Source organism: Paenibacillus wulumuqiensis (assembly GCF_000971965.1).
Lineage (GTDB): Bacteria > Bacillota > Bacilli > Paenibacillales > Paenibacillaceae > Saccharibacillus > Saccharibacillus wulumuqiensis.
The window spans coordinates 561,884-576,975 of the sequence record NZ_LAQP01000004.1 but is presented as its reverse complement, the minus strand read 5'-3'; the positions used below and the strand labels follow the sequence as shown (position 1 = coordinate 576,975).

Sequence of the window (15,092 nt, the reverse complement as noted above, 5' to 3'; positions counted from 1 at the left end):
ATGATTGTGTCACGAAGCGTATATATTAACATGGCAAAAAGCCCGGAAACTCAATGTTTTCCGGGCTTTTTCTCTTTCTGATGCGGTTGGTCATACAGTTTATACTTCAAACATTATTTGATCGCCTGTGATCAGCCTTTGGTCAGGACCAGTTCGAGCTGCACATTGATATCATTCTCTGTCGTCATCACTACAGAGTGAGGATTGGTCATGCCAAAGTCCTGGAAAGTAACCATCGTTGTACCGGATAACAGAATCTTGCCATCCTGGTAGACGCCCTTGGCATCAAATGTCACTTCTTTCTCTACCCCTTTGACAGTCAGCGTGCCTGCCATTTTGAATTCATTTGTTGCACCGGACACCCATTCGGATGGCAGCCCTTCAAATGAAGTCGCTTTGAAAGTCGCATTCGGGAACTTGCTTACATCGAAGAAATCGGCCTGTTTCACGTGCTCGTCCCGCTGTGCTGTACCGGAATCGATAGCGCTCATGTCGATCTGTCCTTCTGCAGACATCTGGGCAGGATCATCCACATTCACTTTCCAGCTGCCTGATACTTTGTTGTCCACAAAGTTGACAGTTTCCTGGGAAGTGGTTACCGAGAAATACACTTTGGAAGCGTCGCTGATCGCCCAGTCGCCGTTCAGTTCCGTACCGGTCACATTTGCTCCACTTGTTGCTGCCTGGCCTTCAGCAGCTGCCGCTTCTGTCGGAATCACCTGCTGAATCTCCACTTTATTTCCCATATAGCTCTGCATAAATGTATATCCACCGACAGCCAGCAGCACCACGACAACTGCAGAAGCAATAATCCAGTTTCTTGTTTTTTTCGTCATTATATTCTCTCCTTTGGTTAGGTCATGACGTAAGTATAGGTGGTTAATGTGTCGGGAATATGTCGATGATCCTGCAGACTAAAAAAGGATGGTACTTAATGATAAAGCTTGCAGCCCAATTTCCTGCCCATGTACAATAGATATAAAAAAGTAAGTATTATGTACAGACACGATACTACTCGGCAAGGAGCTTCACCCTTATGAGTCTGATTCTGATTATTGAAGACGAACCGGCAATTGCCCGCGTTTTGTCCGCTTATTTAAAAAAGGCTGGCTTTGATACCGAGCATGCGGCTGACGGCCATACTGCCATGGAGAGATTCCAGTCCTGCGCTCCCGCTCTGGTCGTGCTTGATATTATGCTGCCCGGCATGGATGGATGGGAGCTGCTGCAACTGATTCGGGCACAGGGCGCCTGTCCGGTCATTATGCTGACCGCACGGGACAGAATCGAAGATCGGCTAAACGGCCTGGACAGCGGTGCTGATGATTACATGACCAAGCCATTCACCCCGGAAGAAGTCGTCGCACGGGTCAATGCCGTACTGCGGCGGCGCCCGTATCTGACGGATGCGGCAAGCAAAAGGCATTTTGGCAATCTGGTCCTCGACCTCGCAGCCAAGCGTGTCTATCTGAATGGCGCTGAAGTTCCGCTCAGTCCGCGGGATTTGTCGCTGCTGCTGTTTCTGTCCGAATATCCTAACCGTACTTTTACACGGGATCATCTGATTGAACAGGTGTGGGGCATGGATTATGAGGGCAGCGACCGGGCAGTCGATCTGTCCATCAAGCGGCTGCGCCAGTCCCTCTCGCACTGGTCAGCGCAGACCGGAGAGATCCGCACATTACGAGGAATGGGGTATCAATTTTGGCTAAACGAGTAAAACGGGTATGCTCCACGTCGCTACTGTCCTACTGGACGATACGATACTTCATTATTTTATGTATCGGCTTCACCATTATTGCCGCTGCTGCGATCTACTGGATGCGGGATGCAACGATGGAGAGCCGTCTTCAGACAGCCGGTCTGCTCGGTCAGGAAGTCGCCGACCGGGTGACTTCGCCCGAAGGACAGCTGACCATTCCTCCAAAGCTGGATTATATCGTCAAAAACAGGCTGTTCTTCTTCAATATCGATGAATATATCTGTCTGATGATTACGGACCAAAAAGGCGACCTCAAGTTCTCCCGGCCTGCCATGACCGAGCAGCAGATGCGTGACAAGCTAACCGACGATCTGAGCCAACCGCGGGATGACCGCTATGTGGCGATCACTACCCCGATCGACAGCGATAACAAGCAGCTCGGCAAAGTCATCATTCTCCAGTCCAAAAAAGCACTCACTTACAGTCCGCAGGAGATGATGGTCTCCATCCTGCTGCTGACGATTCTGATTCTGACGGGCTGGCTGACCCTGTATCTGCTGTCCCGCAAACTTGCCCGTCCACTCGGCAGTGTCGCCGATGCTGCCCAGCAGATCCGTCTGGGCAATTATGATGTGCAGCTCAATATCCATCCTCCTGAACGCGAGATTCAGCAGCTCGTATCTTCGTTTGAAGATATGGCCCGGCGGCTCAAACATCTGGAAGAATGGCGCGCCCTCTCCCTCGCCGGAGTGACGCACGAACTGAAGACACCGGTCACCTCGATCAAAGGTCTGGTCATGGCTGTACGCGATGAAGTGGTTGTGCAGGAAGAAGCCAGGGAATTCCTCGATATCGCACTCAAGGAATCCGACCGGATGGAACGCATGGTCGCCGACCTGCTGGATTACAATGCGTTTGCTTCCGGCAGTGTGGAGGTACGCCATGATCAGCTGGATCTGCCGGTGCTGATCGCGGAAGTGATCTACCAGTGGAATCTGCTGCATGATTCCAGCATGGTGCAGGTAATATCCGAACTGCCGGATTCCTCTCTTTACACGGTCGGGGATGCCCTGAGAATCCAGCAGATTCTCGTCAATCTGCTGAACAACAGCCTTCAGGCGGTGACGCCGGGACAGACGCTCAAGCTGCATATTGTGATGTATGCTGAACAGCAGCATATCCACCTCGAAGTGACTGATAATGGCACTGGCGTAGCACCGGAGGAGCAGGATTATATTTTCGAGCGTTTCTATCGTGGTGAACGCAAAAAACGGGCCGTACGCGGTCTCGGGCTGGGTCTGACCTACAGCCAGCTGCTGGCACGCGCCCAGGGTGGCGAGCTGCTCCTGAAAGGCAGCTCGCCCGCAGGCACTACCTTTGTCCTACGGATGCCGCTGCTGCGCGATACCCGCTCCCTCCAGTCAGCTGACTATACAGCAGCCAAAGAAACCTATAGCGTCAAAAAGCTGCTGCCCGGTGCCCACGCTGTACCTCCAGGAGTAGGCACGAACAAATAGAACAGGTACTGGCCTATCGCACAAAGGTCTGTCCCTGAAAATGGGCAGGCTGCGCTGTTTCCATTCGTTTATGTTGTATCATGCACGATTACAATTGCGATAATGCAATATCAAAATAATGAAATAAAAAAGCCCTGCCCCAGAATTAACAGGTATCCTCAAATGGTCATTCGTTTACCCAAAAGGTTCTTGAATGACCATTTCGAAGAGTACACTTTAACTGGCGGCAGGGCTTTTTGTGATAGCCAACTTTTTTTGATGACTGATTATTGTATTTATTTTGAAAGGAGATCCATACTCCGGCATTCCTGCTGGCGTAAATGATCTGCCACTCATAATCTTCAAGCGATTCATGGATGTTCTATGTTCATACTCAGGGTATCAGCGGCTCGAACCGAATCGACCTGATTATTCGCAGGCAATTCCGTCTTTATCACGGTCCAGACGAATCCGGTAACCTGGATCTCCTTTGTACAGTGGTGCTTTGCCTGCTTTGCGTACAGCTGTGCAGTTTTTGTAATAGACGGTTTTGCCTTTAACAGCTGTATAGGCGGATTGCTGTTGTGCCGGCTTGGCTTCTGCCGTTGTAGACACCGCAATGCCTGTACCTGCGAGTAGCGCTGCGGTTAGTAGACCTGTACATACTTTGTTCATCATTTTCATTGTAAATAGCCCCTTTGTTTTTGGATGATTACAAGATGATGCCAATGCAAAAGATTACTTAATTAGTTATATTACGAAATGTATCATATCACATATTTATGTTTTATTTTACCTTTTTTCCAAAAAAATTATTAACTAGATAGCAGATAGTATATTGCACATCCATTGGCGCAGAAAAGTTCTATTTTTATAGTTTGACTATTTTGAATTTTTCATGTATTGAATTAATTTTATTGGTATAAAGAATTTTGCTAGTGTAAAGAATGGCTGGATGTTCTTGTTTCGTATTTTCTTTTCCTCCATAAAATCGTTCCTATCGTTCATAATGTTTATGAATCCCTATACAAGTGCGCTCTAATTACCGACCTGACTAGCGGCACAAGCGCCAAAAAATATGTAAAAACGCTCCAATCCCTTTTTATCAGGAATTAGAGCGTGCTATCGTTATATAATTGGTCATGCCTCTTCCCATTCCGGGCGGAACCGGTACAGCTGGGACGGACGATGACCGGCATCCCGTGTGTACTCGTTGGTCGCCAGCACACGCGGAGCAATTTTACGGCGAAAAGCCGGTGCCAGCAGCTCGCGGTCCAGAATCGTCTCGTACACCTGCTGCAGTGCGGACAGGGTGAACAGCGGCGGCATCAGGTTGAATACGATATCCGTATACTCAATTTTGCTGCGCAGCCGCTCTACACCGTAAGCGATCATTTTGGCATGGTCAAAGGCGATGCCTTCACTCTCCAGCACTTCCCAGTGCACGCCGGTAATCGTACCGCGGTAAGTACGGGTTACTTTTACGATCCCGGATAGCTCCGTATCCTGATGACGCAGGCTGATATGAATTTCCTTTTCCAGACGGCAGCCGTCCGGCAGATGAACCTTGGCCTCCTGCTGAACCCGGTACTTCAGTTCAAACCAGCGAGCATCCTGGGCATCCTCTCCGGCGCTTACCTGCTGTGCCGATGAATCTACCAATGCCATATAAGATGTACTGATCACCCGGGTACGCGGATCACGGTCCACTTCTCCCCAGGTGTACAGCTGTTCCATATAAATGTCCTCCAGCCCCGTCTCGCTTCGCAGCTCCCGTGCCGCAGCTTCATCCACACTCTCGTCCATACCGACGAAGCCTCCCGGCAGCGCCCACTGTCCGAGAAACGGATGCTCTCCGCGCTGGATCAGCAGCAGCAGCAGCGACTTTTCCGGGAGCTTGCGATAATTATCCTGCTCCTGATCCATAATCGTGAAGATCAACATATCGGCAGTAACCGAAGGCCGTTCATAGACATCGGCATCATATTGATCAAGAAACTGCTGCTCGGTAAGTCCTTCATGATTCAGGGAATACTGATTTGTCATTTATTTGCCTCCATCTTTATTGAAAAGGTGTTACAGGCACAGCCTGTTTGTTTACTAATGAGTGACAGGAATGCCGTCAGAACACTGCGTTGAGAATTTTATCCGGATGTGCATCCACTTTTCTCTCCACTTCCGCTCTTATCCGCCTCTGTCTGTCTACTCGCCGAATTAATTATCACATTGTTAATAACATAAAGTTAATGTATCAAATTCCGAATTTAAATGTCAATGATTACAGTATAAAGGTTGAAATTCACCTGTTAGAAGAGAGATAATAGAAGGAGGGACATTAATGAACTGGGTTGCTATCGGATCGTCCAACCTGGCTGCCGTCTCCTACGATAGAGATCGTTCGATTCTGTATGTCCAGTTCCGTAACGGTCACGATTATGTATATTATGATGTTCCATCCGATATGTATTACCGTCTACTGGATGCGCCTTCACGAGGGGCTTTTTTCAATAAAAATATCGCAAGGCATTTTCATTATGCACGGTTATGACCAGCGAGTAATATAAACTGTCGCTTTTGCCGATATAAATAGTGCAAGACAGCCATTTAGCAGAACGGATATAGACAGGAAGCAAGTCCCGGATAAGGAGAGATGAAATGAGAGTTAACCCTATTGAGGCTGTACGGCGTATTACAGCCGAAGTTGCAGCTTATACCCGGCAGATGCTGATCCGTCGCGAACAAAAGCAAGCCGAACGTTCCGAGCAGCAGATCCAGCAGACCGCAGATACAGCTGTTAATTTTGATCATTTACTGGAGAAAATCCCGCAGAGTCAGGCGCCCAAGTTGGAACATGTACAGCAGGTGCCTCGTCCTCAGTCGGTGAGCTTCAAAATGTCCACCGCAGCGGTACAGGACATGCCGATCGCTTCGCAGCAGCGTCTGTCGACTGCCCAGAAGGCGTATGAAGTCTCCATGCTCGATCAGAGTATGGTCACCATCGAACCTTTTGATTCACGTGCCTAAATGTGCATGTGGTAGCGCATAGGATAGCATAACAAAAAGCACCTTTTCCTCGGAAAGGGTGCTTTTTATTAATTATGGGATCTGATAGCACATTTCGTTATGTGAAAATACGTATGGATACGCATAACGGTTCTATTATGACGTAGGTTCTGCTGCGCCTTTGACCGCCTTGACATCATAACGGGCATGAGTCGCATTCAGTACGTATTCAGGCTTCGGCTGTCCGGCATTTTGGCGATGTCCCTGAATATGGGCGTCGCTCTTCTCCCAGTTTTTCCAGGCTTCCTCGGACTCCCAGCGGAACAGGATAACGACTTCTTCCTCTCCCCGGCGGGTCTGCTTCACCATAACCTCAATATTTATAAAACCCGGCTGCTGCTCAACGAGCGACCCCGGCTTGCTGAAACGTTCAACGACTTTATCGGCATTACCTTCACTGACAGTCATGGTACGAATAATTACGAACATCGTTTATACCTCCTCATTTAGCTCAACAGATTCCATCCGATAAGGCCGGCAATCAATAGATCAACCTGCCGGGATCAGAATACGTTTATTGTAAATGATAAAGATTATCATTGTCAATACAAGTGATGGTTAGCCTGCTATTCAGCGCGCTCTATCATAACAACACTGAATTTCCCATTCTGCAGGGTGACCCGGTACAGCTCATCAAATCCTTCGCTGTAACAAGGCTCCTCCAGCTGGTTGAGAATAATCGGTATCGCCTTGTCCGGAACACGCGCTTTGCCGGTGCGCAGCTGATTGCGCTGCAGTGAAGCCTCGGCATCCGGCTCAAAATAATAACCGACCACTCGAAATCGATAGGAACGGACAGCTTCGATATACTTTTGCCGATCCAAAGCCGCCGGATTGGTATTGTCGACAACAAACGGCTGCTTGGCTTCCAGCGAAGCCTGCAGATAGATTTGCTCCCGGTGCCGGGTCTTCAGCATGTCCAGATTAATGCGCATATGGGTATTGAAGAATCGTTCCCGGTAAAAGGTCGATTTGCCTGATGCGGGAATACCGATCAGAATGATACACTCCATGCTATCCCTCCATCCGGACGATGGATGATAAGGTAAAAGGTATATTGTCCTTTCCCTTTACCTTATCGATCGCGGTTCTAATGGACACTCTCATACAATATCTCTCCGGTACGGGACAGATCATATCCCCCAAGCGCCTCCAGCTCCTGTCGAAAGTCCGCAGACTGCAAAATGCGTTTGAGCATCGCAATCCATTCGGCATTGTCCGGTTTGTTCAGCACGACCAGATCATAGCGCTCCGTAACGAGCGGAATAAAGTCAACTCCGACCATGGAAGCAGCCTTTTCACTGCCTATTCCGACATCGGCCTGTCCGGCAGCAATCCGGGCCGCGACCGCAATATGGGACGACTCTTCGTTGCCGTATCCCCGTACGGTGGAAGGACGAATCTGATGAAGCCGCAGCTGCTCATCCAGCAGCACACGTGCTCCGGCACCCTTTTCCCGATTGACGATCGTCAGACCGGGCTGGCTTAGATCACTCCAGCTGCGAATTCGCCGCGGATTGCCGCGCTGCACATAGATGCCTGCCTGCCTCGACGCCAGATTGATCAGGGTAAATGGGCAGGATACCATGATTTTGCGTACATAGGGCAGATTGTATTCTCCACTGTCTCCATCGAACAAATGGGTGCTGACAATATCCGAATTGCCCATATACATCGATACGAGGCTGTCCATACTTCCGGCAAAGGAACGCAGCGGACGGTAGCGGTTATCCTTTTCCATATAACGGGCCAGCAGATCAAGACTCGTATCCTGTCCGGTAATGACAATTGTCTTGTTATTGATCGGCGGTGGTACCGGCTCCTGGGTGACCGGCTGCATCGTGCCGGTATTACGCAGAATCTCTTCCGGACGCGCATAAGCGGCATGGACAAACTCCGGCGATACCGCCGCCGGATCGGTATTCAGAGGTTCATTGGCAGGCATAACCCCGCTCTTGCCCGGCTGCAGTGCATGGTCGGAAGCTGCCTGACCGGGTGACAATCCGCTTTGCAGATCCCGGATGTTCATGGATTGGTTATTTTCCCGTACCATTCCATTTTTGGCACGCTGTTTGTAGGTCTCCAGATCATAATGATCTACACGCATCTGTTTGCCGACCCTATAGGCAGGCAGATCGCCTTTTTTGATCAGGTCATAGACGGTTAATTTGGATACCTTTAATAATCTGGCAATCTCTTCCGTGGTATATGACACCTCTTCATTCATAGGTGGTTCCTCCCTGTGTCGCTGACAAGATACGTTCATCTTACCTGCGAGAACGGTGGATTGCAATTCATAAAAGGTCGCTACCCTCATCTTTTTCGACATAATTAATGATATCCAGATATAAGTAGTGATATTTAGTATGGTTTCGTTTATATTTGTTGTATTAAGATAGGATTCAGTGTGAACGATCCATATCTATTTTGTTAAGGAGGAGACCCATGCAATCTCTACATAAGAATAAGGATAAACTGTCATGCCTCTCTATGCACCGTTTACCTGTAATGGTGCTGCTGATGGTGTTCGCAGCTGCACTCAGTGCCTGCTCCCCTGGCGGGTCGGCGCAGTCGGGAACCGCTTCCCAGCAGGGCGGCTGGGCTTCCAGCGGCACAACTGAATTAACCGTCTCGGCAGCTGCCAGTCTGACGGACAGCCTGCAGGAGATTCAACAGATGTATGAGCAGAAATTTCCCAATGTAAAATTAACCTTTAACTTTGCCGCCTCCGGTACGCTGCAAAAGCAGATCGAACAGGGCGCACCTGCCGATCTGTTCCTGTCTGCAGGCAGCAAGCAAATGGAAGCTCTCGTCAGCCAGAAGCTCATCGACCCGGATCATCAGACCAATCTGCTGACCAATGAGCTGGTGCTGGTCGTTCCCAAAGATAGCCCCAATCCACCGACTTCCCTACAGGACCTGGCCCAACCCGGCCTGAAACGTCTCGCTGTCGGTACGCCGGAATCCGTACCTGCCGGCATGTATGCCCAGCAGACGCTGCAGGCAGCTAATCTATGGGATAGCCTGCAGTCACGGATTGTACAGACCAAGGATGTCAAACAGGTCCTCTCCTATGTAGAGACCAGCAATGCGGATGCGGGATTTGTCTACAAGACCGACGCGCTGGAATCGAATGGTGTACACATTGCCTTTACGGCAGCGCCGGACAGTCATGATCCTATTGTCTATCCGGCAGGCGTGCTTGCCGGAACCGCTCACCGCGAGGAAGCGGCCCAGTTCTATGCTTATCTTCAGACCGACGAAGCTCAGGCTGTATTTGAGAAATACGGGTTCAGCAGAGTATCCAGCGGCTCATGAGTGAAGTCTGGTCCTGGGAGGCTGTAGGCTTTCCGGTTATGCTGTCGCTGCGAATTGCCTGCATCTCGGGTATTCTTGCTTTTGCAGCGGCCGTGTGGATAGCCGCCTGGATGAACCGTCATTCTTTTCCCGGCAAAATGATCCTGGAAACGCTGTTCATGCTGCCGCTTGTGCTGCCGCCTTCGGTCGTCGGCTTGCTGCTGCTCACGATTCTGGGCAGACGCAGCTGGATCGGCCAGGCTGCCGAATGGCTAACCCACCAGCCGATTGTCTTCAGCATTACCGGGGCGGTGATTGCATCGGCTGTTGTTTCTTTTCCCCTCGTCTACCAGACCCTCAAAACCGGATTCGCTCTCGTCGACCGGGATGTACTGGAAGCTTCCCGTTCCCAGGGAGCAAGTGAACTGCAGGTGCTCTGGTATATGGTACTGCCTCTCTCCTGGCGTTCACTTGTGACCGGGTTTGTACTTGGCTTTGCCAGAGCACTTGGGGAATTCGGAGCTACATTGATGGTAGCCGGCAATATTCCGGGCAAGACGCAGACACTGCCGACCGCTATTTATTTCGCGGTTGATGCTGGTCATATGGAGCTCGCCTGGAGCCTGACTATCATTACGATTTTGATTTCTTTTATCCTGCTTTTATTAACCGGAAAAATCCGCGGCACTGATTGATCATGCTGCGGATTTTTTGCTTTGTATCGATAAGTATACGTTCTGGGTGACGCAATAATTAAGATGGTAAAGGATATTGGTTCATGAATAAATTGGAAAGAAATATAGCTTTATCTAGTCCTTTCTTTATATAATTGAATTACTATCCGTTTGTACAACGGCTAATAAACAGGGTATACATACGTATAAGTATCCAGTGAAAGACAGATGATCGATGTTGATTTTCATAAGAAACAGGAAAAAGGATACATGATCTCACCTGCGGTAATCTGTCTGGCTCAAAAGAGAGGACATCCAAACCATGCTAAAACTCCGTCAATTATCAGATATTTCTGAGCTTCAGATGGTATGCGAGAAATATGAACAGATCATGCTGAAGCTTAACTGGGATATGCTCAAAAATCGTACTCCAGGCAGTACGGAAGACTTTTTCCATTACGATCAGGACCGGCTGGTAGCTTATCTGGCTGTTTACCAATTTGGTCCCAATATTGAAGTATGCGGTATGACACATCCGGATTACCGTCGTCAGGGTCTATTTACGAAGCTCTGGCAGCAGGCTGCAGACAGTGGTGTATTTTCCGGGGCTCATCGGGTGTTACTGAACGTCCCGCGTGCGTCTACTTCCGGGCAGAGCTGGATTCATACGCTTCGTACGTCGCTCAACAGCGTAGAATATACGATGAAACTGGATGAACAGGGATCACTGCTTGATCCTGTTATGCATGAGATTGCATCCCTGCGGCTGTTCCGGGAAGAAGATGCTCCCCTGTGGGCGCGTCTTGATGCCGATGCATTCGATATTCCGGAATCTTCCACGATGAATGCACTATCCAGCCCTCATGGTCCCTTATCCAAAATTATGCATGTTATTGAACATCAGGGGTTGGCAGCCGGCAAAATCGAAGTCAGCCGCGAGGATAAACAGAGCTGGATATACGGTTTCGCGATTGATCCTGCTCTTCGCGGACACGGCCTCGGACGCAGTGCGCTGCGTCAGATCGCTGCTGAAGAGAAAAGACTTGGACAGGAAGTATGGCTTAATGTAGTAGCAGATAATAACCGGGCACTTCATTTGTACGAATCCTGCGGATTTGTTCATCAGGATATTCAGGATTATTATGAGTATCAGGGAATTCCGCTGCGCTCTGCAGCACAGGTATAACCAGCTATACAGACAGCGGATTCCTGCCGCTGTCTTTTTTTGTTTGATCTTTCCCTCCATACAGGACCCGTTCTCTGCTCATCATAAATTTCGCTAAAAATATATGATAACTGTATTCCTTATGCATAGCCTACTATTGATTAAGCTATGTCCTATCCGGATATACAAAAAAGCGTTGATCGCTGTTATGGAGGTCCGGTCCATAACAGGATCAACGCTTTTTCTCAGAACGGCTGAACATTCCGTACATGACTGGGACAGAAGGTTCAACCGTCCTGTTTCCCCTGTAACAGGGAAGCCGTATGTTCCTGTAGTGCATTTATGTGAAAAGATAACAGCATCAAAATGATGGGGGATTTTGATACGTTTCCTCTTTCACCTACATAAGGCTCCATTGCGGAGCAAGGTATGCCATACCGACGTTCGTCCCACAGCTGGTGCAGGAGCGATTTCCGCCCGGTACGGCATGGCGGAGCAAATGAAGATAATCGACGGAAGCCGTGTACTGATCGGCATGCGGCACATACTGCCGCACCGTGCCTTCAATTATATTGAATAATTCAATCCGCTCCGGCAAAGCGCCGAAGGCAGACTGGCAAAATACGGAAGACAGATGGATAAACGCTTCTTCCAGCTGAGGCTCATGCTCAAGAAAGAACTTCTGGACAATCAGGCTCTTGTGTCCGGATGATCCTGCATCCGGTTGCGCTGTTGTCCAGGGCACCTGCCAGGCTGCCTGAAAGATCAGCGACAGCTCCGCTCCCAGTTCCGGCACCATGACCTGATGCTGTTCGTACAGCATGACCGGATAGGCTGCCGGATGATTGGGAGGCAGCAGCTCGGTAAGACGCCGGATCATCAGGTCCTTGGTATCCCAGTAATGCCGCTCACTCTCAAAGCACTGGGTCCGCCTGGGCCAGCGGTAATCCAGCAGCTGTCCCATATTGGCAACTTCGCGCAGCTCCGGGTCCAGGCTGTAATAGCGGTTCACCGCATGCCCTACAGCATATTGGACACGCTGCTTCCAGCCGGGCTTCTGCTGTGCAGTACGGCCGGACGAACCTGCCGTATGCGTCCCGGCAGTGTACGTCTTTCTCAGCCAGTCCTCCAGCTGATAGTCCCGCAGTACGGCATTATCGTCGGTCCATGTCGCAGGGGAATTCATTATGTGTTCACCATCTTCCGTACACTTCACTTATACGAGACTAACTGCCGTGCTGGCAAATTGTTTGCCGAAGCTGCGGCATGTTTCTTTGTCTTCCGCGGACGGGTTGAGCTCGATCTTCAGGCTCTCCTGTACGATCTCTGCACCGCGTTCTCTCAGCTTGTTGGTCAGCAGATCAACCGCTGCCGCGTACTGGTCATAAGCGGTATCGCCACTGCCGAATACGGCTGCTTTTTTGCCGCCGAGATCCAGATTGTCCATATCTTCATAAAAGTCGAGGAATTCGTCCGGCAGTTCGCCGTCTCCCCATGTATAGGCGCCAAGCATTACAGCGTCATATTCAAGCAGAATGTCTGCATCCACATCCATGGACTGTTTTAGTTCAGCTACACCGCCTGCGGATGTAATGCCTTCTGCAATAAGGTCTGCCATCTCTTCGGTATTGCCTGTCATGCTGGCAAAAACGATTAATATTTTCGGCATGTTCATCCTCCTGTTGTACGTTGTTTCTCTTACTTCTTTTCTCTGACAACATCATAATTGATAATGATTATCATTGTCAACTTTTTTATTTAAATTTGTTTTTTATTTTCTTGATCATCCTATCTGATCGGCTCCATAATTCCTTTTACTACGCGGTTTTTTGGTCATTTATCGTGCTGCGGATTATATGGTTGATCCATGTATGTACAACAAGAAACGCCGAAAAATGCTCCGGCGTTTCTCAATTGGACCGATATGAATCTCAATGAGTGAATGATTTACAAATGTCCGATTCCCAGGATAGTTACGTTCTCTCCCTCAAGGAACATCTGCACTCTTTCTTTTCTGCCAATCACGAGTTCCCATTGATTTTCAGCGGCACCTCGTATTTTTTTGATTTCAATATGCTCTAATCTGGCTGCCTGGATCGCTCCATATTCAACTACCTGATTGCGCCAGCCATTATATTTGTCCTGTTCCGCCTCCTGAAGGGCTTCATAGTCTTTATCAAATTGATTTTCGTTAGCATACGTCAACGTATATGGCATCAGTATTCACCGCCTTTGTTTATATAAATGCATTAATCCGTTGTTAGGAGTATATAGGCCACACATAAAATTTATGCCCGGGACTGGTCGGCAGTTGTGCATGTGTACTATTCTGAAAATCATAATAGTACATCCCACCCATCGCTTTCTGGGCAGCAACCATATGTCCAACGTCCTGATCACTTGCATAACCCACACAAAATTTCTGATTATCACCAAACTGCAGCATCGCTCGTTCAGCTTCTTCCAGAGTTGCAAAACGCTCATAGCTACCATCCGACATTTTCATCGTCACCAGCATAGCGGAGATCGCTTCGCTATCATGCGGGGGACCATCCATATAACCGGTTTGCTCGAAAACCTGATAGGGAGTAAGCGCTGGAATGTGAAGACCGGCAATGGTACAGAGTGTACAGTTTTGATCGGGAATGGTTTCCGGATTTTTCTCATGCATCTTTTTTCCTCCTCAACTCATTATGATTGACAGCCTGTATTGGGACATTTTGCTGATTATGCTGTCTACTTATAATGGAATCGGGAAGCCGTTATTTACAAAGGAATATCAAAAGATCCGTAGCTGCCGACAGCTTCATTCAGATCGATCGATAGGCCATGCAAGCTGCCGCTGCCTGTCTGTCTGATATTCCAGCCTGTAAATGTCCGGGAATGTGTCCAACCGGATGATTCTGCCAGCCAGGTGTAATGAATATCGGGGATATGCTGGATCGCATATTCACACGTAAGGCCTGAACCGTAGATACCTATCTTGTACGCATTGCCGTGTGCCTTGAATGTGCTTACCAGAGTTTGCATATATTGATGAATACCATGGCTGAGATCAGCCACAGATGCATCATAATCGATAGTAAAATAAATCGCTGATCCCGCTGGCTGATGGATCACATGTTGGGCATAGTCATAAGCTCTTTCAGCATCTGCGCGGCCTGCTGCCTCCGTAAAATAACCGGATGTAGTCGGATACCCATTTTCCCATACGGCGACTATTTTTATACCGCCTCTGCTTAGTGCCTCAGCTTCTTCCAATGTCAGATTTTTTTCCGGACGATTGACATTATAATATCTGCCTACAAAAGCATATCCTTGCTTGTGAAGATCCTCTGCTTGGTGGATGCAAGATTGTGTGGTATCCAGTCCTTTTACTCTTTGTTCGGTACTCATGTTATTCAGCTCCTTTGTTTTTTGTAAAATCAAACAGGAATTCGCCACCTCATCCAGAATAATTATGAACAGGTACCGGATAGATCTCCTCTCTCCCAAAGAGGAGTGTACCTAACAAGTTGCCGCTTGTTAAGTCTGTCTCAAAGAGCACAGATACTCAATCCTGGGATTGGGATTCTGTGCTTTTTATTTTACGAATTACATATTCCAGCAAATCGGTCTGAAGGGCCTGCATGATCTCCTCCTCGGGCAGCCGAATATACCGGCTGAGCTTTTGCATATCCTGTTGAAAATAGGCG

At 48.8% G+C, this 15,092-nt stretch carries 17 protein-coding genes and 1 pseudogene; 7 read left to right on the top strand and 11 right to left on the bottom strand.

Annotated features, from left to right (window positions below; all coding sequences use genetic code 11):
- Positions 1–131: 131 nt before the first annotated feature.
- Positions 132–836 carry a YceI family protein gene (locus WH45_RS14650; RefSeq protein ID WP_046215107.1) on the bottom strand — a complete coding sequence of 235 codons (705 nt, stop codon included), beginning with the start codon at positions 834–836 and terminating at the stop codon, positions 132–134.
- A gap of 200 nt (positions 837–1,036) precedes the next feature.
- On the opposite strand from WH45_RS14650, the gene WH45_RS14645 reads away from it, so the two are divergent.
- Both WH45_RS14645 and WH45_RS14640 read left to right on the top strand, forming a co-directional pair.
- Positions 1,037–1,720 (top strand): response regulator transcription factor, encoded by a 684-nt coding sequence (locus tag WH45_RS14645; RefSeq protein WP_046215106.1) that lies wholly within the window; start codon positions 1,037–1,039, stop codon positions 1,718–1,720.
- Positions 1,705–3,219: a HAMP domain-containing sensor histidine kinase gene (locus WH45_RS14640; protein WP_046215105.1), complete on the top strand. Its 1,515-nt coding sequence runs from the start codon at positions 1,705–1,707 to the stop codon at positions 3,217–3,219. The genes WH45_RS14645 and WH45_RS14640 overlap by 16 nt, the downstream gene beginning before the upstream one ends.
- A 408-nt stretch (positions 3,220–3,627) precedes the next feature.
- On the opposite strand, the pseudogene WH45_RS23945 reads toward WH45_RS14640, so the two are convergent.
- A pseudogene (locus WH45_RS23945) lies at positions 3,628–3,744 on the bottom strand (excalibur calcium-binding domain-containing protein); the annotation flags it as partial.
- A 594-nt stretch (positions 3,745–4,338) separates the two neighbouring features.
- On the bottom strand, positions 4,339–5,244 hold the full coding sequence (locus WH45_RS14630; RefSeq protein WP_046215103.1) for an NUDIX hydrolase: 906 nt from the start codon (positions 5,242–5,244) through the stop codon (positions 4,339–4,341).
- Positions 5,245–5,536: 292 nt separating this feature from the next.
- Between WH45_RS14630 and WH45_RS14625 the strand changes: the two genes are divergently transcribed.
- Both WH45_RS14625 and WH45_RS14620 read left to right on the top strand, forming a co-directional pair.
- The gene (locus tag WH45_RS14625) at positions 5,537–5,746 is read left to right on the top strand and encodes a KTSC domain-containing protein (protein ID WP_046215102.1); all 210 of its coding nucleotides are present in this window, start codon (positions 5,537–5,539) and stop codon (positions 5,744–5,746) included.
- A gap of 107 nt (positions 5,747–5,853) precedes the next feature.
- A complete protein-coding gene (locus tag WH45_RS14620) occupies positions 5,854–6,222 on the top strand; it encodes a hypothetical protein (protein ID WP_046215101.1) in 369 nt (122 codons plus the stop codon).
- A gap of 135 nt (positions 6,223–6,357) precedes the next feature.
- Here WH45_RS14620 and WH45_RS14615 read toward each other — a convergent pair whose 3' ends face one another.
- The 3 genes from WH45_RS14615 to WH45_RS14605 form a co-directional block, all read right to left on the bottom strand.
- Positions 6,358–6,690 (bottom strand): antibiotic biosynthesis monooxygenase family protein, encoded by a 333-nt coding sequence (locus WH45_RS14615; RefSeq protein ID WP_046215100.1) that lies wholly within the window; start codon positions 6,688–6,690, stop codon positions 6,358–6,360.
- 137 nt (positions 6,691–6,827) lie between these two features.
- The gene (locus WH45_RS14610) at positions 6,828–7,274 is read right to left on the bottom strand and encodes an AAA family ATPase (protein WP_046215099.1); all 447 of its coding nucleotides are present in this window, start codon (positions 7,272–7,274) and stop codon (positions 6,828–6,830) included.
- A 77-nt stretch (positions 7,275–7,351) separates the two neighbouring features.
- Positions 7,352–8,488 carry a substrate-binding domain-containing protein gene (locus WH45_RS14605; protein WP_046215098.1) on the bottom strand — a complete coding sequence of 379 codons (1,137 nt, stop codon included), beginning with the start codon at positions 8,486–8,488 and terminating at the stop codon, positions 7,352–7,354.
- Between the two features lie 218 nt (positions 8,489–8,706).
- Between WH45_RS14605 and modA the strand changes: the two genes are divergently transcribed.
- The 3 genes from modA (at position 8,707) to WH45_RS14590 (ending at position 11,418) form a co-directional block, all read left to right on the top strand.
- On the top strand, positions 8,707–9,579 hold the full coding sequence (gene modA / locus WH45_RS14600; RefSeq protein ID WP_046215097.1) for a molybdate ABC transporter substrate-binding protein: 873 nt from the start codon (positions 8,707–8,709) through the stop codon (positions 9,577–9,579).
- Positions 9,576–10,253 (top strand): molybdate ABC transporter permease subunit, encoded by a 678-nt coding sequence (modB, locus tag WH45_RS14595; protein WP_046215096.1) that lies wholly within the window; start codon positions 9,576–9,578, stop codon positions 10,251–10,253. Before modA ends, modB begins: the two co-directional genes overlap by 4 nt.
- A 301-nt stretch (positions 10,254–10,554) precedes the next feature.
- Positions 10,555–11,418, top strand: a complete 864-nt coding sequence (locus tag WH45_RS14590; RefSeq protein ID WP_046215095.1) for a GNAT family N-acetyltransferase — start codon at positions 10,555–10,557, stop codon at positions 11,416–11,418.
- Between the two features lie 379 nt (positions 11,419–11,797).
- On the opposite strand, the gene WH45_RS14585 is transcribed toward WH45_RS14590, so the two are convergent.
- From WH45_RS14585 to WH45_RS22895, 5 genes are all read right to left on the bottom strand, one after another.
- The gene (locus WH45_RS14585) at positions 11,798–12,583 is read right to left on the bottom strand and encodes a hypothetical protein (protein ID WP_046215094.1); all 786 of its coding nucleotides are present in this window, start codon (positions 12,581–12,583) and stop codon (positions 11,798–11,800) included.
- Positions 12,584–12,613: 30 nt separating this feature from the next.
- Positions 12,614–13,066, bottom strand: a complete 453-nt coding sequence (locus WH45_RS14580; RefSeq protein ID WP_046215093.1) for a flavodoxin — start codon at positions 13,064–13,066, stop codon at positions 12,614–12,616.
- Positions 13,067–13,344: 278 nt separating this feature from the next.
- Positions 13,345–13,614, bottom strand: coding sequence for a hypothetical protein (locus tag WH45_RS14575; protein ID WP_046215092.1), 270 nt, complete (start codon positions 13,612–13,614; stop codon positions 13,345–13,347).
- Between the two features lie 43 nt (positions 13,615–13,657).
- The gene (locus WH45_RS14570; protein ID WP_046215091.1) at positions 13,658–14,068 is read right to left on the bottom strand and encodes a hypothetical protein; all 411 of its coding nucleotides are present in this window, start codon (positions 14,066–14,068) and stop codon (positions 13,658–13,660) included.
- Positions 14,069–14,163: 95 nt separating this feature from the next.
- Positions 14,164–14,793, bottom strand: coding sequence for a DUF1906 domain-containing protein (locus WH45_RS22895; protein ID WP_052723790.1), 630 nt, complete (start codon positions 14,791–14,793; stop codon positions 14,164–14,166).
- Positions 14,794–15,092: the final 299 nt, after the last annotated feature.

Coding starts and splice junctions, on each gene's coding strand:
- modB (WP_046215096.1), top strand. CDS start 9,576: ATGAGTGAAGTCTGGTCCTGGGAGGCTGTAGGCTTTCCGGTTATGCTG.
- WH45_RS14590 (WP_046215095.1), top strand. CDS start 10,555: ATGCTAAAACTCCGTCAATTATCAGATATTTCTGAGCTTCAGATGGTA.
- WH45_RS14605 (WP_046215098.1), bottom strand. CDS start 8,488: ATGAATGAAGAGGTGTCATATACCACGGAAGAGATTGCCAGATTATTA.
- WH45_RS14575 (WP_046215092.1), bottom strand. CDS start 13,614: ATGCCATATACGTTGACGTATGCTAACGAAAATCAATTTGATAAAGAC.
- WH45_RS14615 (WP_046215100.1), bottom strand. CDS start 6,690: ATGTTCGTAATTATTCGTACCATGACTGTCAGTGAAGGTAATGCCGAT.
- WH45_RS14580 (WP_046215093.1), bottom strand. CDS start 13,066: ATGCCGAAAATATTAATCGTTTTTGCCAGCATGACAGGCAATACCGAA.
- WH45_RS14570 (WP_046215091.1), bottom strand. CDS start 14,068: ATGCATGAGAAAAATCCGGAAACCATTCCCGATCAAAACTGTACACTC.
- WH45_RS14585 (WP_046215094.1), bottom strand. CDS start 12,583: ATGAATTCCCCTGCGACATGGACCGACGATAATGCCGTACTGCGGGAC.
- WH45_RS14650 (WP_046215107.1), bottom strand. CDS start 836: ATGACGAAAAAAACAAGAAACTGGATTATTGCTTCTGCAGTTGTCGTG.
- WH45_RS14630 (WP_046215103.1), bottom strand. CDS start 5,244: ATGACAAATCAGTATTCCCTGAATCATGAAGGACTTACCGAGCAGCAG.
- WH45_RS14610 (WP_046215099.1), bottom strand. CDS start 7,274: ATGGAGTGTATCATTCTGATCGGTATTCCCGCATCAGGCAAATCGACC.
- WH45_RS14620 (WP_046215101.1), top strand. CDS start 5,854: ATGAGAGTTAACCCTATTGAGGCTGTACGGCGTATTACAGCCGAAGTT.
- WH45_RS22895 (WP_052723790.1), bottom strand. CDS start 14,793: ATGAGTACCGAACAAAGAGTAAAAGGACTGGATACCACACAATCTTGC.
- modA (WP_046215097.1), top strand. CDS start 8,707: ATGCAATCTCTACATAAGAATAAGGATAAACTGTCATGCCTCTCTATG.
- WH45_RS14625 (WP_046215102.1), top strand. CDS start 5,537: ATGAACTGGGTTGCTATCGGATCGTCCAACCTGGCTGCCGTCTCCTAC.
- WH45_RS14645 (WP_046215106.1), top strand. CDS start 1,037: ATGAGTCTGATTCTGATTATTGAAGACGAACCGGCAATTGCCCGCGTT.